The organism is Bacillus sp. MBGLi79, assembly GCF_002953915.1.
On the sequence record NZ_CP026521.1, the window covers coordinates 2,350,554 to 2,374,027 of the forward strand.

Annotated in this window: 20 protein-coding genes, 1 tRNA gene and 1 pseudogene; 7 read left to right on the top strand and 15 right to left on the bottom strand. The window is 42.6% G+C overall.

Translation table 11 applies throughout. The features are described from left to right. Positions 1-127 precede the first annotated feature (127 nt). A complete protein-coding gene (gene iseA / locus C1T29_RS11590; protein ID WP_103749689.1) occupies positions 128-673 on the top strand; it encodes a DL-endopeptidase inhibitor IseA in 546 nt (181 codons plus the stop codon). A gap of 89 nt (positions 674-762) precedes the next feature. Here the strand turns inward: iseA and C1T29_RS11595 are convergent. The 3 genes from C1T29_RS11595 to C1T29_RS11605 form a co-directional block, all read right to left on the bottom strand. After that, positions 763-835: transfer RNA gene (locus C1T29_RS11595), tRNA-Arg, on the bottom strand. 52 nt (positions 836-887) lie between these two features. Beyond that, a complete protein-coding gene (locus tag C1T29_RS11600) occupies positions 888-1,433 on the bottom strand; it encodes a site-specific integrase (RefSeq protein ID WP_014664172.1) in 546 nt (181 codons plus the stop codon). 316 nt (positions 1,434-1,749) lie between these two features. After that, a complete protein-coding gene (locus C1T29_RS11605; RefSeq protein ID WP_003231472.1) occupies positions 1,750-1,980 on the bottom strand; it encodes an excisionase family DNA-binding protein in 231 nt (76 codons plus the stop codon). 184 nt (positions 1,981-2,164) lie between these two features. On the opposite strand from C1T29_RS11605, the gene ggt reads away from it, so the two are divergent. Next, the gene (gene ggt, locus C1T29_RS11610) at positions 2,165-3,928 is read left to right on the top strand and encodes a gamma-glutamyltransferase (RefSeq protein WP_103749688.1); all 1,764 of its coding nucleotides are present in this window, start codon (positions 2,165-2,167) and stop codon (positions 3,926-3,928) included. Positions 3,929-4,054: 126 nt separating this feature from the next. On the opposite strand, the gene yofA is transcribed toward ggt, so the two are convergent. Beyond that, positions 4,055-4,912 carry a LysR family transcriptional regulator YofA gene (gene yofA / locus C1T29_RS11615; protein WP_103749687.1) on the bottom strand — a complete coding sequence of 286 codons (858 nt, stop codon included), beginning with the start codon at positions 4,910-4,912 and terminating at the stop codon, positions 4,055-4,057. A 128-nt stretch (positions 4,913-5,040) separates the two neighbouring features. Between yofA and C1T29_RS11620 the strand changes: the two genes are divergently transcribed. Then, the gene (locus C1T29_RS11620) at positions 5,041-6,030 is read left to right on the top strand and encodes a zinc-binding dehydrogenase (protein ID WP_103749686.1); all 990 of its coding nucleotides are present in this window, start codon (positions 5,041-5,043) and stop codon (positions 6,028-6,030) included. Positions 6,031-6,089: 59 nt separating this feature from the next. On the opposite strand, the gene gltD is transcribed toward C1T29_RS11620, so the two are convergent. Together gltD and gltB are read right to left on the bottom strand one after the other, a co-directional pair. Continuing rightward, entirely contained in the window at positions 6,090-7,571 is a 1,482-nt protein-coding gene (gltD, locus tag C1T29_RS11625) for a glutamate synthase small subunit (RefSeq protein WP_069149677.1), read from the bottom strand. Between the two features lie 16 nt (positions 7,572-7,587). Beyond that, entirely contained in the window at positions 7,588-12,147 is a 4,560-nt protein-coding gene (gene gltB / locus C1T29_RS11630; RefSeq protein ID WP_103749685.1) for a glutamate synthase large subunit, read from the bottom strand. Positions 12,148-12,293: 146 nt separating this feature from the next. Between gltB and gltC the strand changes: the two genes are divergently transcribed. After that, positions 12,294-13,196 (top strand): glutamate biosynthesis transcriptional regulator GltC, encoded by a 903-nt coding sequence (gene gltC, locus C1T29_RS11635; RefSeq protein WP_014664178.1) that lies wholly within the window; start codon positions 12,294-12,296, stop codon positions 13,194-13,196. A 49-nt stretch (positions 13,197-13,245) separates the two neighbouring features. Here gltC and proB read toward each other — a convergent pair whose 3' ends face one another. From proB to C1T29_RS11655, 4 genes are all read right to left on the bottom strand, one after another. Next, a complete protein-coding gene (gene proB / locus C1T29_RS11640; protein ID WP_103749684.1) occupies positions 13,246-14,361 on the bottom strand; it encodes a glutamate 5-kinase in 1,116 nt (371 codons plus the stop codon). Next, positions 14,358-15,251, bottom strand: a complete 894-nt coding sequence (proC, locus tag C1T29_RS11645; RefSeq protein ID WP_010886524.1) for a pyrroline-5-carboxylate reductase — start codon at positions 15,249-15,251, stop codon at positions 14,358-14,360. Before proC ends, proB begins: the two co-directional genes overlap by 4 nt. Positions 15,252-15,395: 144 nt before the next feature. After that, positions 15,396-15,767 (bottom strand): replication termination protein, encoded by a 372-nt coding sequence (rtp, locus tag C1T29_RS11650; protein ID WP_095431630.1) that lies wholly within the window; start codon positions 15,765-15,767, stop codon positions 15,396-15,398. Between the two features lie 292 nt (positions 15,768-16,059). Then, positions 16,060-16,776, bottom strand: a complete 717-nt coding sequence (locus C1T29_RS11655; protein ID WP_040082991.1) for a 3-ketoacyl-ACP reductase — start codon at positions 16,774-16,776, stop codon at positions 16,060-16,062. A 152-nt stretch (positions 16,777-16,928) separates the two neighbouring features. Here C1T29_RS11655 and C1T29_RS11660 point away from each other — a divergent pair, with 152 nt between their 5' ends. From C1T29_RS11660 to C1T29_RS11670, 3 genes and pseudogenes are all read left to right on the top strand, one after another. Further along, complete coding sequence (locus C1T29_RS11660) at positions 16,929-17,234, top strand: DUF948 domain-containing protein (protein ID WP_014664180.1); 306 nt, start codon at positions 16,929-16,931, stop codon at positions 17,232-17,234. Between the two features lie 69 nt (positions 17,235-17,303). Next, positions 17,304-18,074 (top strand): annotated as a pseudogene (locus C1T29_RS11665) (hypothetical protein); the annotation flags it as partial. A 44-nt stretch (positions 18,075-18,118) separates the two neighbouring features. Beyond that, entirely contained in the window at positions 18,119-18,652 is a 534-nt protein-coding gene (locus C1T29_RS11670; protein WP_095431629.1) for a GNAT family N-acetyltransferase, read from the top strand. Between the two features lie 158 nt (positions 18,653-18,810). Here C1T29_RS11670 and C1T29_RS11675 read toward each other — a convergent pair whose 3' ends face one another. The 5 genes from C1T29_RS11675 to C1T29_RS11695 form a co-directional block, all read right to left on the bottom strand. Then, positions 18,811-19,800, bottom strand: a complete 990-nt coding sequence (locus C1T29_RS11675) for an ABC transporter permease (protein ID WP_095431628.1) — start codon at positions 19,798-19,800, stop codon at positions 18,811-18,813. Further along, positions 19,794-20,540: an ABC transporter permease gene (locus C1T29_RS11680; protein WP_069839352.1), complete on the bottom strand. Its 747-nt coding sequence runs from the start codon at positions 20,538-20,540 to the stop codon at positions 19,794-19,796. Before C1T29_RS11680 ends, C1T29_RS11675 begins: the two co-directional genes overlap by 7 nt. Before the next feature lie 10 nt (positions 20,541-20,550). Further along, positions 20,551-21,489, bottom strand: a complete 939-nt coding sequence (locus C1T29_RS11685) for an ABC transporter ATP-binding protein (protein WP_069839351.1) — start codon at positions 21,487-21,489, stop codon at positions 20,551-20,553. A 13-nt stretch (positions 21,490-21,502) separates the two neighbouring features. After that, on the bottom strand, positions 21,503-22,054 hold the full coding sequence (locus C1T29_RS11690; RefSeq protein ID WP_069839350.1) for a MarR family winged helix-turn-helix transcriptional regulator: 552 nt from the start codon (positions 22,052-22,054) through the stop codon (positions 21,503-21,505). 158 nt (positions 22,055-22,212) lie between these two features. Further along, a complete protein-coding gene (locus tag C1T29_RS11695) occupies positions 22,213-23,457 on the bottom strand; it encodes an MFS transporter (RefSeq protein WP_095431627.1) in 1,245 nt (414 codons plus the stop codon). Positions 23,458-23,474 lie beyond the last annotated feature (17 nt).

The window sequence follows — 23,474 nt, forward strand, 5'->3', positions numbered from 1 at the left end:
CATGTAATGGTGTATTTTTTGCGAGTAAAAGAATAAAAAATAATTTATGCAAAACTATTGTAATCTGACCGTAATTATTGTAACATTTGTAACATAAGAGAAAGAGATTTTGAAGGAGAGAGCGATAATGAAAAAATGTCTTCTATTTCTAACAACCGTTGCACTTATTCTGTCATTAAGCACAAATGCATTTGCGAAAAATACATCAGGCGATTTATCACAAAAACAAGCACTGCAGCTGGCGTTATCCGCAAGAGAACATTTTTGGAATACAATGAGCGGCCACAATCCAAAGGTGAAAAAAGCAGTTTGCCCGTCAGGCACATTTGAGTATCAAAATCTTCAATATGTATACATGTGCAGTGATCTAGGCACTAAAGCAAAAGCGGTGAATTACCTAACTCCTATTTTCACAAAAACAGCAATCGAAAAAGGCTTTAAAGATTATCATTTCACTGTTTCAAAAGGAAAACTCGCTGTTCCGATCGGTGACGGAGACAACCTTTTAAATTGGAAAAAAGCAACCGCTAAACTGATCTCTAAAAAAGGCGGCACAATCACTTACGAATTTACCGTTCCTACATTAGACGGATCCCCTTCTGCAAAACGGAAAGTGACATATGTGAAAGAAAATAAAAAGTGGAAAGTTAATCAATTTGACGCAGTTATATAAGAAAAACGCCCTGCATAAGCGGGCGTTTTTTATTTGTCATAAAAAAAGACAACAGGCGAAAAGTGTCTGTTGTCTTTCTGTGAATATAACGCTCTAGGAGAGATTCGAACTCCCGACCTGCAGTTTAGGAAACTGCTGCACTATCCGCTGTGCTACTAGAGCTTTTGGTATTTATATAGTAGCTCTGATAATCAATATTTTCAAGCGATTTGTATTAAAGCCCTCCAAAAACCTTATACGCGGCTCTTGTCGTATCTTCATCAATACCGATATACCGCATTGTAATTGAGGGTGATGAATGATTCAGTATTCTCTGCAGCTCGGCGATGTCTTTTGTCCGCTGATAAAAATGATAGCCAAACGTTTTCCGGAGTGTATGTGTCCCTATCTCCTCAAGTCCACACGCCGCAGCTGCCTCTCTTAAAATTCTGTAGGCCTGAATGCGGGAAATCGGCTTTCTGGTCCGCACAGATTTAAAAAGATATTCATTTTCCTTCATATCTTTCGTATACTCGTATATTTCCTGTTTCAGTGACTCTAAAATAAGAATCTTTCTTTTCTTTTTTGTTTTGCTTTCAGTCGCCCATAAATGATCTTTATGTTTAACGTCCTTCACTTGCAGCGGCAGAATATCAGAAATGCGGAGCGCGCTGTTGATGCCGAAAATAAACAGAAAATAATCCCGCTTGTTTTTGTTAAGCAAATACTGTTTGACTTCTTGGATTTTCTCTAGACTGCGAATCGGCTGTACAATATGCATCAAAAAACTCCTTAAAAACCGTTATGTAACGTTTTGAGGCTTATGTTACTATTATACCTGAAAAACCTTGAATGTCAAAGCGTGACGGTATTTATGTAACATAATATACATAGTGTTACATAAGCGTGTGAGTAAGCTTCTGTAAACCTCCTTCCTTTTAAATGGCCTTTAGATCCTCTTATAAAGCTTTTAATCTCTCAGATACTTATCCCCCTAGTTATGATCAAAAAGCCTCTTAAAACGAAATCTGACGTTCCTGATTTTTCAGCGTTTCTGCAAAAACATACAAAAAAAAGACACAATTTCAAATTGTGTCCTAATCTTCATCCTTTACATCAATATCTTCCGGGATTGGTTCATTTAATATTTCCTGCACAAGTGCTTTGTAATTCTCCAGCTGTTCGAGATGCGTTTTGAACTGCTCCTTATAAATCAAAAATTGCTCCCCGTCATGAACGGCCCTGATTTTTCCTTCGAGCACCAAGCTTTTAATATAATCCTCTGAAAGATTTGTATATTCTGCTGTTTCTTCAATCGTTAAATACATATAGCAGTCCCTTCTTCATCCGTATGCTGATTCTAATATAGCACATGGCTCATATCAATATAATCAATTTTGCACAGAAAAACGGCTTTATGTACTAGATAATATACCATTTGTCACTTGTGAAAACGCTGTAATTTTTTTACGCTAAGATTGTAACAATACAGCTTCATATAGGAGGGAGAACATGAAAAGAACGTGGAACGTCTGTTTAACAGCTCTGCTTAGTGTTCTGTTAGTCGCTGGAAGTGTCCCTTTTCAAGCGGAAGCTAAAAAACCGCCCAAAAGCTACGATGAGTACAAACAAGTAGATGTCGGAAAAGACGGCATGGTTGCGACCGCACATCCTCTCGCTTCAGAAATTGGTGCTAATGTGCTGAAAAAAGGTGGAAATGCCATTGATGCAGCGGTCGCTATTCAATTCGCACTCAATGTAACGGAGCCGATGATGTCAGGCATTGGCGGCGGCGGTTTTATGATGGTGTATGACGGAAAAACGAAGGATACAACGATAATCGACAGCCGTGAGCGTGCTCCAGCAGGCGCAACCCCTGACATGTTTTTGGATGAAAACGGCAAAGCCATTCCTTTCTCTGAACGTGTGACAAAAGGTACTGCCGTTGGTGTTCCAGGCACGCTGAAAGGGCTGGAAGAAGCCTTGGATAAATGGGGAACCCGTTCAATGAAGCAATTAATTACCCCTTCTATTAAACTCGCTGACAAAGGCTTCCCGATTGATTCAGTGTTGGCAGATGCCATTTCTAATTACCAGGAAAAACTGTCACAGACAGCAGCAAAAGATGTATTTTTGCCAAATGGCGAGCCGCTGAAAGAAGGCGATACCCTTATTCAAAAAGATTTGGCCAAAACGTTTAAACTGATTCGCTCCAAAGGCACTGACGCTTTTTATAAAGGAAAATTCGCCAAGGCGCTTTCTGACACTGTCCAGGATTTTGGCGGGTCAATGACAAAAGAAGATTTAGAAAATTACGACATTACAATTGATGAACCGATTTGGGGAGACTATCAAGGCTATCAAATCGCCACTACTCCTCCTCCAAGCTCCGGTGGTATTTTCTTATTGCAAATGCTGAAAATACTTGATGATTTTAACCTTTCACAATACGATGTCCGCTCATGGGAGAAATATCAGCTGCTTGCCGAAACGATGCATTTGTCTTATGCCGACCGTGCGTCATACGCTGGTGATCCCGAATTTGTAAATGTTCCTCTCAAAGGCCTGCTTCACCCCGATTATATTAAAGAACGCCAGCAATTAATCAACCTAGATCAAGTGAATAAAAAACCGAAAGCCGGTGATCCTTGGAAATACCAAGAAGGATCAGCAAACTATAAACAAGTCGAACAGCCGAAAGATAAAGTAGAAGGCCAAACAACCCATTTTACAGTTGCTGATCGATGGGGAAATGTTGTTTCCTATACAACAACAATTGAACAGCTATTCGGAACGGGTATTATGGTCCCTGATTACGGTGTTATTTTAAACAATGAATTAACGGATTTTGATGCGGTACCAGGCGGAGCTAACGAAGTACAGCCAAACAAACGGCCTTTAAGCAGCATGACCCCGACGATTTTATTTAAGGATGACAAGCCTGTCCTCACTGTTGGATCTCCTGGCGGGGCCACAATTATTTCATCCGTTTTGCAAACCATTCTCTACCATATAGAATATGGTATGGAATTAAAAGCGGCTGTTGAAGAGCCGAGAATTTACACAAACAGCATGAGCTCTTACCGTTACGAAGACGGAGTTCCTAAAGATGTCCTCAGCAAGCTGAACGGCATGGGCCACAAATTTGGCACAAGTCCGGTGGAAATCGGAAACGTGCAAAGCATATCGATCGACCATGAAAACGGCACCTTTAAAGGCGTAGCTGATTCAAGCAGAAATGGCGCAGCGATCGGCATTAATTTAAAACGCAAATAAAAAGAAAAAACTGTACTCTCTTCAAATGAGTACAGTTTTTTTATGCCCATCTTTAAAATAAAAACTGATAAACTGTTTTATTCTGCCAATGCAGTGTATCAGACAAGAAATCTAACACGTCTATCTTCATCTTTTCATTTCGTGTATCTCATCAAGAAATGTCTGGAACGCACTCGTAATAAAAAAGTCTTTCCTGTATATAAATACGATCTCTACGTCTTGATATGCCGCCGGCAGCTGATGAACCCATACATTCATACGATGCTCGGAGCAGTCAATAGCGGACCTTGGGAGCAGCGCCGTACCCATCCCGGCGGAAACTCCTTTTATAATCGCCTCCAATGTGCCAAACTCTATGATTTTTTGGTTGGGTATGCCTGCTTCCTCCAGTAATCTTTTGACCCTGTCACGATGAGAACAGCCTGCTCCAAAAAAGAGCATCGGCTGCTGAAGCATATCCTCGGCCGACCCTTCTCGTGATGAAATCAAAACTAATTCATCATGGGAAACATGGATTTGTCTGACAGCAGTGTGTTCAACCGGTCCATATACAAAAGCGCCATCAGCTTTATGATCAAGAACCTGTTGAATCAGATGATGCGTATCAGCTGTGTTCACCGATAAATCCACTTCAGGAAAACGCCTGAGGAAGGATGCTGCATGCTCAGGCAGATGCGTTACCGCCGTCGTTTCCAGTGATCCGATCCGCAAAGGCCCTTTTGGTTGCCTGCTCATTCGGGTCGATTTTTCAGCTTGGTCTAACAGCGATAATACTTGATCTGCATATTGTAAAAGATTTTCTCCTGCAGCAGTCAGCTTCATTCCCCGATTCGTTCGATGAAAAAGCCTGATATTCAAATCTTCCTCAAGGTTATGCACTCTGGCTGTCACATTCGACTGAACATAATTCAGCATTTGGGCTGCTTTCGTTATGCTTCCTTCGCGAGCAACAGCCTGAAAAATCTTTAAATCTCCGCTTTCCACGCGCTCTCACCTGCTTGCTATGATGAAAAGTGATATTGGCTATCATATTTGTTCATTTTACTCGAAGAAAACCGCTATGTAAAATATGTAAAGATATGAAAATACAATTCAATGAGGAGGCAGACAGCATGAAAGCTGTAATTCACAACGGAAAAGCCGGTCTTCTGGGGTTATCAGTTCAGGACGTTCCATCAACAAAGCCTGGATACGGAGAGGTAAAGGTAAAATTAAAATCCGCGGGTCTGAATCATCGTGACCTGTTTCTCATGAAAAACAAATCTGAACAAAATCCTCACGTGATACTCGGTTCTGACGGCGCCGGTCTCATTGAAGAGATTGGTGAAGGCGTGAAAAATGTTACTGTTGAAACAGAAGTCATCATTTTCCCGACATTAAACTGGGAATTGACAGAGAATGTTCCACCTGTACCTGAGATTCTGGGAGGTCCTTCTGACGGAACACTTGCTGAATATGTGATCATTCCTTCACAAAATGCAATTAAAAAACCTCCTTATTTATCTTGGGAAGAAGCGGGCGTTTTACCTTTATCCGCTTTAACTGCATATCGGGCCCTGTTTACGAAGGGACAATTGAAAAAAGACGAGCATCTATTGATACCCGGCATCGGAAGCGGAGTTGCAACCTACGCTTTATTGATGGCGAAGGCGATTGGGGCAACAGTAAGCGTGACCTCCCGCAGTGAGGAGAAAAGAAAAAGGGCGCTGCAATTAGGTGCTGATTACGCATTTGACAGTTACAGCAATTGGGATGAACAGATGCAGGAAAAAAAGGCTGATGTTGTTCTTGACAGCATAGGCCCTGCCCTCTTTTCGGAATACTTCCGTCATGTAAAGCCGAATGGCCGCATTGTCAGCTTTGGGGCAAGCTCAGGGGACGACCTCAGTTTTCCGGTGCGTTCTCTATTCTTTCCGCAGATCAATGTTTTGGGAACCTCGATGGGAAGCGGTGAGGAATTTCACGATATGCTCACTTTCATTGAAAAACATAAGCTGAGACCTGTAATCGACCGCACCTATCCTTTAGAAAAAGCATGTGATGCATATAAAAGAATGCAGGAAGGCAGGCAGTTTGGAAACATTGGGATCGTAATGGAATAAAAAAAGAAACCGGCTGGCAACCAGACCGGTTTCTTTTTTTATATGATAATCCCCTCTATTTACGGAAGAACTGAACTCCCCATCAAATACCGATCCACTTCGCGCGCTACTTCACGGCCTTCATTAATCGCCCATACGATTAAGCTTTGGCCTCTTCTTGCATCCCCTGCGGCGAATACGCCATCGATATTTGTTTGATAATCCCCATATGTTGCACTGATTTTGTTGTTTACAGAATCCACACCGAACTGTTTCAACAGCGGCTGTTCTGTGCCTTCAAAGCCGATAGCGATAAAGACAAGCTGAGCAGGCCATACTTTTTCAGTTCCTGGCAGCTCGCGGAACTCGTATTTTCCATGCTCATTTTTCACTTTTTCCATTTGGATGGTATGGAGCTCCTTCAGCTGGCCGTTTTTATCCGCGACCATTTTTTTCGTTTGAATGGAGTATTCCCTCGGATCTCTTCCGAATTTTGCTTCCGCTTCTTCATACGCATATTCAAGCGTAAAGACGTGCGGCTGTTCAGGCCACATATTGTCATTCGTGCGGGCTGGCGGAAGTTTTGGGTGTTTGCCGAATTGATGCACGCTTTTGGCTTTTTGCCGCAGAGCAGTAGCCACACAGTCAGCTCCTGTATCTCCGCCTCCGATTACGATGACATCTTTCCCTTTGGCATCAATGAATTGCTTGTCTTTAAAATTAGAATCTAAATAGCTTTTCGTTGCGAGCGTCAGGTAATCCATCGCGTAATGGACTCCTTTTGAGTCGCGCCCTTCAATTAAGAGGTCTCGCTGCTTTTGAGCGCCTGTGCACAGGATCACAGCATCAAATTGCTCCTTTAGCTCATCCGCTGTAATGTCAACACCGATTTCTGTGTTCGTGACAAAATCAATTCCTTCTTGCGTCAGTAATTTAATTCGGCGTTCTACAATGCCCTTCTCAAGCTTCATGTTTGGAATGCCGTATGTTAAAAGACCGCCCGCTCTGTCTGCTCGTTCAAAAACAGTGACGGAATGCCCCGCTTGATTCAGTTGGTCAGCACTCGCCAGTCCGGCTGGGCCTGACCCGACGATGGCCACTTTTTTGCCTGTTCGTTTTTTAGGAATTCTAGGTTGAATCCAGCCGTTCTCAAACCCTTTGTCGATAATGGTTCGCTCGATATTTTTAATTGAAACAGCCGGGTCTGAAATCGCTAAAGTGCATGATCCTTCACAAGGGGCAGGACATACCCGCCCTGTGAATTCAGGAAAGTTGTTTGTTTTCAACAGACGTTCCAACGCTTCTTTCCATCTGCCCCGGTAGACAAGATCATTCCATTCAGGAATTAAGTTGTAAATCGGACAGCCGGATGTAAATCCGTTAATGTCCGCACCGATCTGGCAAAACGGTGTACCGCAATCCATACACCGCGCCCCCTGCCGTTTCGATGCTTCTTCTGAAAAAGGAGCGGAATATTCTTTCCAATCCTTTAAGCGAGTGAGAGGGTCCCGCTCAGCAGGTTTTTCTCGTTTGATCTCCATAAATCCAGTTGGTTTCCCCATGTTCCTCTCCCCTTCCTTACTGTACTACCGCTTGTTTTTGTCCAGCTGCTGTATTCTGCTTTGGCTTCGTGTTGGCCTCAAAAGCGAACATGATGGCTTCTTCTTCTGATAAACCTGCAGCTTTTTGCTCTTCGATGCTCGCAAGCATTTGTTTATAGTTTTTCGGAATGACTTTAACGAATTTTTTTACGCTGTCTTCCCATTGAGCAAGCAGATCTTGTGCTTTTTGGCTGTTTGTATACGCAGCATGTCTTTTAAGCATTGCTTTGATTTGCTGGATTTCTTTCTCATCCTCTAATGATTCAAATAAAATCATCTCAAGGTTGCATTTGCGTTTAAAGGCTTTGGCATCTTCAGCCAATACATAAGCGATTCCGCCGGACATACCTGCCGCAAAGTTTTTACCTACATCACCGAGAACGACAACGCTGCCGCCAGTCATGTATTCACAGCCGTGGTCGCCGATGCCTTCTACAACTACGTTCACACCGCTGTTCCGAACGGCAAAGCGTTCACCAGCACGTCCGTTAATATATGCTTCTCCGCTTGTGGCCCCGTAAAAAGCAACGTTGCCGATAATGACATTGTCATCCGAAGCAGAGTTGAATTCTTCTGGTGACTTGACGATGATTTTTCCGCCAGAAAGCCCTTTTCCGACGTAATCATTTGAGTCTCCATCCAAATAAAGCGTCATTCCTTTAGGAACGAAAGCTCCAAAGCTTTGGCCGGCAGATCCGGTAAAGTGCAGCTTGATCGTATCTTCAGGAAGCCCTTCTTCTCCGTAGCGCTTAGAGATTTCACTGCCGGTTATCGTTCCGGCTACACGATTTGTATTATTGATTTCAATCGATATATCAGCTTCTTTTCCAGATTCGATGGCTTCTTGTACAGCCGGGAGAATCGTTGTGATATCAAGCGATTGATCAATTTTATGATTTTGCGGTGATTGGAACGTCCGTACGCCTTCAGGCTGATAAAGAAGTGTAGACAAATCTAGCTGGCTTGCTTTCCAGTGCCCCTTCGCCCGTTCACTTACATGAAGTACATCGGTACGGCCGATCATTTCATCAAATGTCTTGAAGCCTAACGCGGCCATGTACTCACGAACCTCTTCAGCAATGAACAGCATATAGTTCACAATATGGTCAGGATCCCCCATGAACTTTTTGCGAAGCTCTGGGTTTTGTGTGGCTACACCGACAGGGCATGTATCCAAATGGCAGGCACGCATCATGACACAGCCGAGTACAACTAACGGAGCCGTTGCGAAACCAAATTCTTCTGCACCGAGCAATGCAGCCATTACAACGTCGCGACCCGTCATGAGCTTTCCATCCGTTTCTAACACAACACGGTCACGAAGACCGTTCAGCATTAATGTTTGATGCGCTTCTGCAAGACCAAGCTCCCATGGCAGCCCTGTATGTTTAATACTGGTTTTCGGAGAAGCGCCTGTACCTCCATCGTAGCCGCTGATCACAATGACATCTGCAGTCGCTTTGGCAACACCTGCAGCAATTGTGCCTACGCCTGCTTTTGACACCAGCTTTACGCTGATTCTTGCGTCACGGTTGGCATTTTTCAAATCGTGGATCAGCTGGGCTAAATCCTCAATTGAATAAATGTCATGGTGAGGAGGAGGTGAGATTAAACCGACACCTGGTGTTGATCCTCGGACATCGGCAACCCATGGATATACTTTGTTGCCAGGCAGCTGCCCGCCTTCACCCGGCTTAGCGCCTTGAGCCATTTTAATCTGCAGCTCTTCAGCATTGACAAGGTAATGGCTTTTGACACCGAAACGTCCTGATGCAATTTGTTTGATCGCACTTCTTCTATCATCGCCGTTCACATCTGGAACAAAACGTTTTGGATCTTCTCCGCCTTCACCGCTGTTGCTTTTTCCTCCAAGACGGTTCATTGCGATGGCTAAAGCTTCGTGTGCTTCCTTACTCAAGGACCCAAATGACATCGCACCCGTTTTAAAGCGTTTGACAATTGATTCAGCGGATTCAACCTCTTCCAGCTTCAAAGGCTTGCGGTTTCCATCAAATGCGAACAAGTTCCGCAAAAATCCGATGCGTTCTTCATCTGCCGCTTTTGTATACTGTTTAAACAGATTGTAATCATTTCTGCGGCAAGCCCATTGCAAGGTATGAATCGTTTTCGGGTTAAACGCATGATGCTCTCCGCCATTTCTCCATTGGAAGTCGCTTCCCGGTTCAAGCGTTTTGCTGTAGTCATCCTGATACGCTTCCCGGTGACGGCGCTGCGCCTCTTCTGCAATTGTTTGTATATCGATGCCGCCGAGCTGTGATGCAGTACCTGTGAAATAGCGGTCGATCACATCACGGCTGATTCCTACCGCTTCAAAAATTTGGGCGCCTCTGTAGCTTTGTACGGTTGAAATCCCCATTTTGGACATGACTTTTACAACGCCTTCAGTAATGCTTTTTCCATATTTGCTGACCGCTTCTTCATAGCTGATATCCAAACGGCCTTCATCAATTTCCTGCTTGTAGGTCGCATAAGCGAGATAAGGGTTAATCGCATCTGCTCCATAACCGATTAATGCTGCAAAGTGATGCACTTCACGTGCTTCTCCCGACTCCACAATAATGCTGACTTTCGTACGCAGCCCTTTGCGGATTAAGTGCTGATGCAGCGCGCTTACTGCCAGAAGCGGCGGAATTGGTGTCAAGCTCTCATTCATCTTTTTGTCTGATAAAATTAACAGGCTTACGCCTTGACTGATGGCTTTCTCTGCCTGTGTGAACATGTCCTTTAATCCGCGTTCAAGATCCTCTGAAAACAGCACATCGATTTTTTGGCTTTTTAAATCAGGATGAACAATCGTTTTCAATGCGTAAAACTGTTCATTGGATAAAACAGGTGTATACAGTTTAATCCGGCGAACGTTTCGTTCACTTGGGTGAAGAAGATCGCCTTCCGCACCGAGCCATGTCATCGTTGAAGTGACAAGCTGCTCACGAATCGCGTCGATTGGCGGGTTCGTTACTTGTGCAAACAGCTGCTTAAAGTAGTTAAACAGTGATTGCGCGCGATCGGAAAGTACAGCAAGCGGCGCGTCATTCCCCATTGAACCAAGGGGGTCTTTGCCTTCTTTAATAACAGGAATGAGATATTTTTGGATATCCTCATATGTGTATCCGAATGCCTTCTGGCGAGTTAGAAGATCAGTAAATTGTTCTTCCTCTCTTGATTCCGGATCAGGATTCACTTGGACAAGCTCTTCTTCTAGCCATTTTTGGTACGGGTATTCAGTTGCAATTTGTGTTTTGACTTCTTCATCGGAGATAATCCGGCCTTCTTCCAGGTCAATTAAAAGCATTTTCCCAGGCTCAAGACGGTTTTTATATAAAACGTTCTCCTGTTCAACGTCAATAACGCCTACTTCAGATGAGAAAATAATATAATCATCTTTTGTGACATAATAACGGGCCGGACGGAGACCATTCCGGTCAAGGATTGCGCCGATTTGTTTTCCATCAGTAAATGAAATGGCTGTCGGTCCGTCCCAAGGCTCCATCAGAGAGCTATGGTACTCGTAGAACGCTCTTTTTTCCTTAGACATATGCGTATTTTCCGTCCAAGGTTCAGGAATGAGCATCATTGCTGTATGTGCCGGTTTGCGTCCAGCCATCACAAAAAATTCAAATGCGTTATCTAAAATGGAAGAGTCACTGCCGTCAGCATTGAGAATCGGCAAAATCTTGTTTAAGTCCTCACCGAAGCTTTCAGATACAAATTGCTGCTCACGTGCTCTCATCCAATTGATATTTCCGCGAAGGGTGTTAATTTCACCGTTGTGAACCAAATAGCGGTTAGGATGCGCTCTTTCCCAGGTAGGGAATGTGTTGGTGCTGAAGCGTGAATGAACAAGCGCAAAAGCTGAAACGAATGCTTCATCTTGCAAATCAGAATAAAACGCATCAACCTGTTCAGGTGTTAAAAGGCCTTTGTAAACAATGGTCTGGCTTGAAAGACTGGCAAAATAAAAATCAAAACCTTCCGTTACACCCCAGTTTTCAGCCTGTTTACGAATGACATACAACTTTCGTTCAAAAGATAAATTGTCCTTTAGGTCAGAGCTTGCGCCGATAAATACCTGACGGACAAACGGACAGCTTTTTTGTGCCACTGTTCCGATTTTTCCGACATTTACAGGTACAGTTCTCCATCCAAGAACGACTTGGCCTTCTTGTTCGATCAGTGCATTGATTTGCTTTTCAATTTTTTTTCTTTCATCTTCTTTCTGTGAGAAAAAGACCATTCCTACCCCATAACGTTCTTTTTCCGGCAGATTGATGTCTTTGCACTCTTTTCTAAAGAAAGCATCAGGGATTTGAACCAGTAAGCCGGCTCCGTCTCCTGTATCCGGATCACTGCCTTGGCCTCCTCTGTGGTCCAGTTGGCAAAGCATCTTAAGTCCTTGTTTGACAATGTCATGAGTCTGCTTGCCCTTTAAGTGTGCGTATAGGCCGATTCCGCATGCATCATGTTCAAATTCAGGACGGTAGAGACCTTGAGCTTTTGGCATTTGATTGTACGTCATAATTCCTCTCCCCCGATCAATTTCCGATAATACCGGTCATAAAATCTAACAACTCTATAATCATTGTAGGTTTTCAAAACGATATAAACAATATATAATTTAGATCAAAAGAATCTCAAAATGAGATAGATGGATGTGAGACAAACATGGAGTTGCGCCAACTGCGTTATTTTATGGAGGTGGCTGAAAGAGAACACGTTTCAGAAGCTGCTGATCATTTGCATGTGGCCCAATCAGCAATCAGCAGACAAATTGCCAATCTTGAAGAGGAATTAAATGTGACCTTATTTGAACGTGAAGGGAGAAATATCAAACTCACGCCAATTGGGAAAGAATTTTTGATTCATGTGAAGACCGCAATGAAAGCCATTGATTATGCAAAAGAACAAATTGATGAGTATCTTGACCCGCACCGCGGAACGGTAAAGATCGGCTTTCCTACAAGCCTCGCCAGCCAGCTTTTGCCGACTGTCATTTCAGCGTTTAAGGAAGAATATCCGCACGTCGAATTTTTGCTGCGCCAAGGCTCCTATAAGTTTCTGATTGAAGCTGTCAGAAACCGCGATATTGATCTAGCCTTATTAGGGCCGGTGCCGACGAATTTCTCTGACATAGCGGGAAAAATTTTATTCACTGAAAAAATTTACGCGCTTGTTCCATTAAATCATCCGCTCGCTCAACAAAAAACGGTTCATTTAATCGATTTGCGCAACGATCAATTTGTATTGTTCCCGGAAGGATTTGTACTCAGAAAAATGGCAATCGATTCCTGCAAACAAGCCGGCTTTGCTCCTCTCGTTTCAACGGAGGGTGAGGATTTGGATGCTATCAAAGGATTAGTGTCCGCAGGAATGGGCGTTACCCTTCTGCCTGAAAGTACGTTTGCTGAAACAACACCTCGTTTTACTGTGAAAATTCCAATTGAGTTCCCTCAAGTGAAACGGACTGTCGGAATCATTAAACCGAAAAATAGAGAGCTTGCGCCTTCTGCGAATGATTTTTATGAGTTTGTCATTCAATTCTTCTCTAAGCTGGAGCAGTATCAATAAAAAAATGAACCCGATCTTCTTTATAGAAGCTCGGGTTTTTTGCTGCAAATTAATTAACAGGCAAAGTAAAATCCACATGGCAAACAAATGCTTCTTGATCAATTAGCGCTTTGTTGATCAGTTCTTTCTTCTTTTCTGGTTCTTGAAGCTGTACAGAAGAATAATTAACGATTCCAAGCCCGATTTCTGTTCCTTGTGAATCCATTAGCCGAACAACTGAACCGCTTTTGAATTTTCCTTTAATCTTCTGTACACCGTCCAGGTATAAGCTCGATTGCCCATTTGTTATTTTTCGTGAATAATCATCTGATAAAATCATTTCACCTTCAGGACCGGAATTAAAAGCGATCCATTGTTCCTTTCGATTCAACGGAAGCGTTCCTTTTGCTTCAAAATAGGTGCCTGCCGCCTCTTCACGAACAGCATGGTATAAAATATCGCCGGCATCTGCCTGACCAAGAAAACCTTTAATGCCAGAAGCCATGACGATTTTAAATGCATCAAGCTTAGAGCGCATGCCGCCGGTTCCGACAACGCTCCCACTGTCGCCTGCGCACGCTTCGATGTCAGGTGTTATTTCACTCACTCGCTGTATTCTTTTCGCTTTTGGATTTGTGCGCGGATTGCCGTCATATAATCCGTCGATATCAGATAAAATAACAAGCATATCTGCATCAATCAATCCAGCGACTTTTGCTGCGAGCGTATCATTGTCGCCAAACTTGAGGCGATTGACTGTAACTGTATCGTTTTCGTTTATGATCGGGATGATGCCGCGCTCGAGCAGCACATTCATTGTATTCCTGACATTGTTATACCGATATTCATCAGAAAAATCGCTTCTCGTAATTAAAATTTGGGATGCGACATAGCCGTGTGCCAAAAACAGTTTTGAATAAGCTTCCATCAGCAATCCCTGGCCGATTGAAGCTGATGCTTGTTTTTCTGGAAGCTTCTCGGGTCTTTGGATAAATCCGAGCTTCCGATATCCAGCCGCCACTGCGCCTGAGGAAACCAAAATCACTTCATATCCGGCGTCTTTAAGTTTGACAACCTGATCGACCAACGCTTCTAATTTTCGAATGCTGATTTCTCCATGGAGGCTTGTTAATGAACTGCTTCCAATCTTCACTACAACTCTTTTTATGCTTGTATCAGGCGTCACTTTATCACTCCTGAAAGCGGCGCTGCTGTTTTTTCAATATCTTCGCTGATTTCCTTTGAACGCTTAGCCGCATGCTTTATCGCTTGAGAAATCGCTTCTCCGCCGCCGCTCTTTTTCAAGGCTTGCAGCCCCGCCGCTGTCGTTCCGTTCGGTGACGTGATATTGTCTCTCAAGATCTCGGGATGTTCTCCTGTCTCCATGAGCATTTTTGCTGCGCCTAATAGCGTCTGTGCGCCGATGCTTCGAGATAACTGTTTATCAAGACCCGCTTCCTCACCTGTCTTTTCAATGAATTCCATTAAATAATAAAAGTACGCGGGACCGCTGCCGGCAATTCCGGTGAATATGTCCATTTGATTTTCTTGGATTGTATAGACTTCGCCCATACATCCGAGCAATGCTTCGGCCAGTTTCTTCAAGTCTTCTGACACATACTTGCCAAGGGCAATCGCTGTTGCAGAAGCGCCGATCATACTGGAAGTATTGGGCATCACTCTGACAACCGGCTGTTCATTAAGCAATGATTGTTCAATAAAAGAGGTGGTTATGCCGGCAAGTACCGACAATATTAATTGATGGGGTTGGATACGTGATTTTAGTGATGACAGAGCGTTTTCGGCGTCTTTTGGCTTCATTGCCAAAATGAGCACATCCATGTCTTCAATACATAGTTGGTTCGGCAAGGCGCCTTTGATTCCATATTGAAGTTCAAGTTCAGTTAATCGCTCTGTATTGCTGCGGTTTGTAACGCAGATGTTTTGTTTCGGGATTTTGTTGGCACGAACGATACCTGATATCATTCCTTCCGCCATAGATCCTGCTCCTATAAAGGCTACTTTCTTTTGATCAAAGATCGGTAACATCTCCTTTGTTCGCTTTTTTGTTCGCATTTTCACACGTTTTAAATGTTACCACGTGAGGAAATGATGTCAAGTTTGAAGGTCATCATTGATTTGTATTGTTTCTTTTCGACAAATATGTATAATGTAAAGCACAAAACACCCGGTGCACACTGCTGCGCCGGGTGTTTGTTTCTATTGAAAATTATCTGAGAGCGCTTTTTCAATCAGTTTTTTACAGCGGTCCAGCTCAACTTTCAGCTGTTTTTTATATAGTTTGGCAGCTTCATAATCTTTAAATTGATAGAGAACGACTTCCTGGAGCTTAGCCCCTTCTTTTTTCACTTTAATTTGTTTTAGTATCCCGTCATCAAGAAGCTCATGCAAAGACCGATATACTTCTGTATGATTTGGTTTAAAACCAATCTCTTTAAATTCAGACCGAAGTACTTCAAGCAGCTTTAATCCATAGAGTCTCTCTTGCTCTGTCATTGTTATCATATAAAGCTTCAAAAATGCACGCTGTTTCACTAAAAAGCCAGTTGAACTCCTTTTTTCTTCTTTCATGATATGCACTCCCTTCTTCTGTCACTCACAACACTATGTACTAAATATTCAATTTTCTTTTATTGTTTTCCTCCTTAATAGTAAAGACTGATCGTCCAGTTATCTTATGGTTGCTGTTTATAGGTGAAGCGGAAAAATAAACAGGACGTTGAACATTCGGCACATAGTTTTCTTAGTTCTATTGTAGCCTACATTCACTGCCAGCTTCAATTTAAAACGATTGTCAGATTTGCATATGCCGGTATGAATTTCATTCAAATAAAAAAACCTGTCGAAAGACAGGTTTTCATTTTTACGGATTTGTTGACCATAATCCCGCTGTTTTGATGAAAATACGAGGATCTAATTTCAATTGTGCCACCATGTATTCAGCAAGATCCTCAGGCTGCATCACTTTTTCAGGATTACCGTCTGTCAAGTTCAATTCGATAGACATATCACTAGCGACAGTGCTCGGCGTTAACGCGCTGACTCTGATATTATGTTTTCTCACTTCTTGCATAAGAGACTCTGTTAACCCGAGAACGGCAAATTTAGAAGCGCTATAAGCACTTGTTACAGCAGCTCCTCTTTGGCCCGCTGTAGACGAGATATTAATGATATCTCCGGCTTTGCGTTCGATCATTTCCGGAAGCACCGCGCGAGTCACATGATACACACCCATTAGGTTGACTTGTATTATATTTTCCCATTCATCGGCTGATAGATCTAAAAAACCGCCAAATTTGCTGATTCCGGCGTTGTTAATGAGAATATCGATATCACCAAGCTGTTCCTTCACTTGAGCTACGGCTTGGTTAACCTGCTCGGCATCTTTTACATCTGCAGCAGCAAATGCAGTTTTTACACCAAGCGCTTTGACTTCTTCTGCCACTTTTTCAACATTAGCGGCAGTCCGGCCGATTAACCCAATATTTACGCCTTCTTTCGCAAGAGCAAGAGCTGTAGCGCGGCCGATCCCTCTGCCTCCGCCTGTGATTAAAGCGGTTTTATTTTGTAAACTTTGCAATTGAAGCACCCTTTCTTTGTTTACCTATGTACGATATCACATTATAAGTAGAATAAATCCAATACGCAAATCAAACGAACTGTGCAATCATCATTTCTTTGGATTAAAAAAGCGGAAACAGGGTAATGACAAAAGAAAAAAGGAGTGAACATATGGTTATTGTTTATATCAGTCTGGCAGTATTGGCTATTTCTATCATATTTTTAGGGTTTAATGTGATCCAAAACAAGAAAAAAATAGACCCCGCACTAAAGGAGCTCACTTCTGTTACGCAGGCTATGCAAAAACAAGTCGAGGGATTAAAAACAGAAGCAGAGCTGCTGACGCAAAAACAAAAGAAGATTCAGCATGATGTCCAGATGAAAAAATACGCGTTTCAGCAGACAGCAGCTGAAGTGAAAGAAGTTCCCCAAGCAGTCAAAGAGGTGTGGCAGGCAGGACATTTTAATAGCAGATAAAGATGAATGAGATCCCGTTGTTACGATCAGAATGGGCAATGGGATCTCATTTTTCGAGGAGGCTTACATATGATTATAAACCGCAGCTGCTTAAAGGAGTTCGCAGAAAAACTACATTTTCTTCCCTCTTCACTTACAAAGTCCGATTTACTTACTGATCCATTTCGTCTCCATCAAGAAAACGAACTTGGCATTTACTATTCACCTCATAATGAATTTATCAATCGGGATGCCTCACTTGCCGATTGCCGGGATCACGCCGGGTTTTTCCCAGATGAAGACAGCGTACGAAACAGCCGCCGAAAGCCTTTTGCAAGGCGGGACTCTTGAGCAAATGGCAGTAGACACAAAAATAGCAGCGGGTTTCTCCGGATCGATGAGGCATAACCTTATTACCATGCTGGATTTATGCGGGCTGCCACAGGCTTTCGGCATTCAAAGCGCCGCGCAGCTTTTTGGTGACTTACGGCATTTGCTCCATACAACTTCCGTTATTAAATATCCTGTCTTTATCCAGCAAAAAAACTATACCGGATACAAACCGGCCATCACTCGTTCTCCTATCCTAAGCACCTATGCTTTTGATCACTTCCCTGCGGAGCTCAATCATGTGGCGGGACCAGCTCTTCTGATTCCGTTAGGAAAAGCCGCCGAAACAGTATGTGAAACATTGATCAGACAACACAGACTCCAGAATTTGATTTGCCTTAGCGGCTTTCCCCATCCATCAGGCGCAAAAGGCCACCGTTTAAAACAATTCGCCAAAAACAAAGAGCTACTAGAAAGACAAATTCATTCTTTTGCTTCCTCAGTTTTGAATTTTCTATAGAAAAGAGGAAATTAAAGGGATATGATAAACAGAAACAAACGTGGGGAGTGGTTGAATGTTTCCTGTATTAGAAACGGAGCGGCTTACACTTAGGCAAATGACAGATCAGGACGCGGAAGCCATTTTTGCTTGTTTCTCAAACCATGAAGTGACACGCTATTACGGACTTGAAAACATGGAATCTATAGAACAGGCCATTTCAATGATTCAAACCTTTGCCGCCCTCTATCAAGAAAAACGTGGTATAAGGTGGGGAATAGAAAGACGGGATACGAAAGATTTGATCGGAACAATCGGCTTTCACGCTCTGGCCCAAAAGCATAGGCGTGCAAAGATCGGTTATGAAATCACCCCGGCGCATTGGCGAAACGGCTTTGCATCAGAAGCCATTTCAGAGGCTGTCTCCTACGGGTTTACTTCCCTTGGCCTGACGCGTATTGGCGCAGTTGTATTTACCCAAAATGAAGCATCAAATCGTCTGCTTATAAAAATGGGATTTCAAAAAGAAGGTGTTTTAAGACAGTACATGTATCAAAATGGAATTCCCTATGATACAAATGTATATTCTATTTTAACATCAAATGAATGAACAGGCGGCATTCTCTCGAATCTGTATGTACATTCCCTTTTCTTTAATGATTCATGACCTGTACAAGTTATGCCACCTTAATTCTGGATCCCTATATTCCATATTTCCCAAGTATAAAAAGATGCATAGTGGCCTATGCATCTCTTGTTCGTTCTCCACTATTCATAAATCCCTTTAATAATCCTTCTTCTTGTGATAAAACCACCAAGGAAACAAAACACAGCCGACCACATTAAAATATAGACAACCTGAGTTTTGTATTCCCACATTGTATGCCCCGTTTCTACCCCGTGAATGAAAGTCATATACGCTTTTTGCGGCAGTATCGCACAAAGCGTATTCAACAATGGATGATGCGGAGCAAAAGAAAGAAAACAGCCTGACAATACACACGTGACAACACTGATACCGCTGGACATCAAACTGATGTTTCGATCCATCACAGAAGCCATAAAGATAGCGAACCCTGTCGCAAGCATGATTAGAACACCCAGTAGCCCAGCAAGAATGTCCAAACGGAAACCAATTTCAGCATGAAAGAATACATTTGTAATCACAATGGCCAAGTATGTAGGTATGTATAGACATAAAAACGTAAAGATAAATTGAACAAGCAAATAATTCCCCACATGTACGGGAGACACCAAAATCCTTCTAAAGGTTTTGAGCATCCGGTCTTCTGGATATAACGAAGCTAATGCCACACCTTGCATCAAGACAAGCATTACGATAAAACCTAATATATTCGTTCCTGTTCCCCGTTGAGTCCTTAATTCATCCTCCCCACGGTAACTGCCTGGCATTTTTCCAGTTTCAAAAAATTGCAGAATCATTTTTTGATCCGTTTTACTTTTCAGAGTGGTCACTTTGTAATCATGTTGATTTTTTTCTACGATCGCTGCATATTTCCCTAACACCAGATCAGAAAACTTCGGCTTCTGATAAACCTCCACCACTCTAAATGCAGAGTCACTCGGATGCTGCACGCTGTCCTTCTCTGTTACAAATGCGATCGTTTCTTTGAAAACGGGCTCTCCGGAAAACATAATCGCAACACCAATCATCAGCGGCATAATAATCACTGCAATGATCATAATGGATTTTTTGGTCAGCATTCGTTCCCACCTGTTTCGGAATAAACTCAGCATATATATCCCTCCGGCTTACATACAACTTGTGAAACGGCAATACAAATGATGGAGGCAAATAATAGTCCTGACATAACGGGTAGCAGCATACTGAAATCGTGATCATAAATAAGGCGAAACTGACATTCTATTACCCATTTAACCGGAGAAAAAATTGATATGAAATTGACGATGTTTCCAAATCGATGAATCCCGAAGAATACGCCGCCAAAGAAAACAAAAAAAGCAATCGGAATTTGCATAAGCCCGTTCGCCTGCTCTTCATTTTTGAACAAACAGCAGAACATTGTGCCTAAACAGCAGCCAAAAAATAAAAATACATATAATAAGAGCATGAAATACGGAAGATGTTGTCCACCAAAGTTCAAACGAAACATTGTCTGGGCGACTAACACATTCATACTGTACATAATGACACTGAATATCCAGGTTGATAGTAATTTAGAAAGATATATACCGGTTGTCGAAACGGGCGCATATACAATACGGAGGTTCGCTTTCTTCACCTTTTCCTCCATAAACGTATTTGAAGCCGTCATAGCGATCAGAGCTGCAGCAAAAATCATCATATTCACTCCATAATAATCATACGAACTGACCCCAACTGCCCCAAAGCTGTTTTTCGTTACAAAGCCCATGACCAGAATGAGAACGAAAGGAAAGGCCGAATTGGCGATCACAAGAACCGGATTCCTTACAATATTCATAAAATCAAACGCTATCAATTTTAACAAATTCATTTTTTGTCTCCTAATCTCTTAAGTTTCTTCCCGTCAGTTCTAAAAATACTGTTTCTAACGATATCTCTTGTTTGTTCATGCTTAGAAGGCTGCAGCTTTGGGCACTCAATTCTTCTATGATTTTACTCAGGTGATCTTGGTTCTGCTGAACGGTCACATTTAGTTGATTGTCAGAAAAATCAACTCCTGTCACTCCTTTGATTTCTCTAATCGAGTTTTTATTTAATCGCTGAACATTCGCCAGTTGAAAAGCATATGTTATTTCTTTATTGGCTTCTCTGTACAGCTCTTCTTTTGTTCCATTGGCAATGATTCTCCCTTCATTCATGATTATAATGCGATCTGCAATAGCCTCGACTTCTTCCATATAGTGTGTAGAGTAAATGATGCTTGCACCTTTTGTTTTCAGTTCTTTTATCGATTCCAAAATGTGATGACGGGATTGTGGATCGATTCCTACCGTGGGCTCATCCATGATAATCAGTTTCGGCTGATGGGCAATGGCGCACGCAATGTTTAATCTTCTTTTCATCCCGCCTGAAAACGTCTTTGGCTTGTCATCTTTTCGGTCATATAGCTGTACGAGCTCCAAAGCCTCTTTGACTCGGGCTTTGAGTTCTTCCCCTTTAAGAGAATAAAGACTGGCAAAAAAACGAACATTTTTCTCAGCGGAGATTTCCTCATAAATCGCGAGATCTTGAGGTACAATCCCGATGCCTTTCTTCATTTCCTTTGACCCTTTTTTTACATCATGGCCCAATATTGTAACGTTTCCGGAACTAGCCGACAATATCCCGGATAACATATGAATGGTGGTACTTTTCCCAGCACCATTTGGGCCTAACAAGCCAAGAACTTCCCCCTCTCTCACTTCAAACGAAATCCCATCTACCGCTGTTTTGTTTCCGTACTGCATTTTCAAATCTTCAACTGCCACCACGTTGTTCATACATGTCTCCTTTTTACATTCTCCGTTTTGAGAATTCCTGCAATAAATTTGTTTTCAAATCGTCCCGATTTTGTTCAATGTCAAAATCAGCAGCGTTTTCTTCAAAGCCATCCTGTTCCTCTCCGTCAAAACTGTACAGTTTCTTCAATAAAACCCACAATGTTTCCAACTCTTCCGTAGAAAACCCTTTAAATAGATCTGCCATAAAGTACACCGCTTTTTCACCGCATTCCTCCATGACACGCTTGCCTGAATCAGTAATCTTCACATTAACCGCTCGCTTGTCGCGTTTACTCGGAACAGTAATGACATAACCTCTTTTTTCAATACTACTGACAAGCCTATTGATGTTTTGTTTTGAAGTGCCTAATTTTTTTGCGATGTTGTTAAATGTCGTTTCCTCTTCCGGTAAATGCAGTATGGCAACCATTGTCATAAATTGTCTTGACGTTAAGCTTTCATAATAATCATCCCCGCGTGATTGGATTTTGTTTAAAACAGAAAAAAGAGTAGCGTAAGATTGTTGCATTAAAAATAAATCTTTCAGTTCTTTTGAATAATCCATGTTATTCCCTCCTAAATAGACAATATGTTGTCAATAACATCATAACACTTCTTAATTAATTGTCAACATATTGTCTATTTTCGTTAGAAAAGTTTCAGATCCAGATCCTTCGACAATACAAAAGACAAAAAGCGCCCTGTTGCAGGGGCGCTTTTTGATTAAGATGCATATTGAGGAGATGTTTCCTCCTTTACCGCTTTTTCTTCAGGTATATGAATGCATTTCGTCATGACTGCACTCGCAAGGTAAAGAACCGCAAAGATCCAGACGACGCCTTGCGCACCGACAAGGCCGATGAACAACCAAGCAAGCGCGGGACCGACAAACGCTGATAAACCTGCAGCCAAATTCAATACAGACATGGCTGCTCCTTTGTCTTTTCCGGCCACCGTCGGCACAATTGCACCGATCGGCACATAGCCTGCCAGCAAACCGCCCCAAATAAAGCCGATCACGCTGACAACCGCTACACTTCCGCCGGAGAAAACAGGTGCGTAGTATAATAAGACGGTGAAAATACCGCAGCCGACTCCGCCGAACCACATCACAGTATTTTTCCAGCCGAATTTATCGCCGACAATTCCAAAGATAAGGTTAAACACAATGTTCCCCAGAAAAATGGTTCCCCAAATTTGCAGCCACACATTGGTCGAAATTCCGTGCTGAGCCATGTGCATCGGCAAAAAGACTGGGAATCCATATGTACCAATGCTGTTGATGATTCTGATGATTCCGCTTGTAAGCACGCGCGGATTTGTAAATAGAATCGTTACCCCTTTTAAAAGCTCCTCGGCTGTTTCTGATCGTTTTCTTTTCTTCTTTTCAAAACGGTCTTTATTGATAAACAATGCAAAGAATGCACCGAGACATACCCAAAAAATAGAGCTCCAAAGCGTATTCAAATAACCGAACGCTTTGATCGCGTAGCTTGAGTACCAAGCGCCGAATACAAACATGCCGAGGCAATAGGCAATCCAAAACCAGCCGACAGCAGTGCTCAGTCTGTTTTGCGGTGTTCTGTAAATGACCCATGTCAAGAAAGAATAAGCAAATAGCGGGTAGCCTAACCCTTTTACGAAGTAAGTCACATACATCACAGGGAGGTTTAGCTGTTCAAACCCAAACACGATAAAGGCGGCTGTACCGATTACATAAAACAACAGCCCCATAAACATCGTCCGTTTTGCGCCAAATGCTTCGAGACATACACCTGAAAACCAGGAAGCTATGGCAAGCGCAATCCCGTAAATGCTAAAAATGGAAGCAGATTGCTGAACAGTCAGTCCGTTTTCGGTCAGAAACGGGCTGAGCCAGCCTTGTTCAAGTCCGTCTCCCATCATAAACAAAACAACTCCTAAAAATCCCCACGCAAGCCGCTTTGGTATACCAATTTTATCTAACATATCTGTTTCCTCCTTAG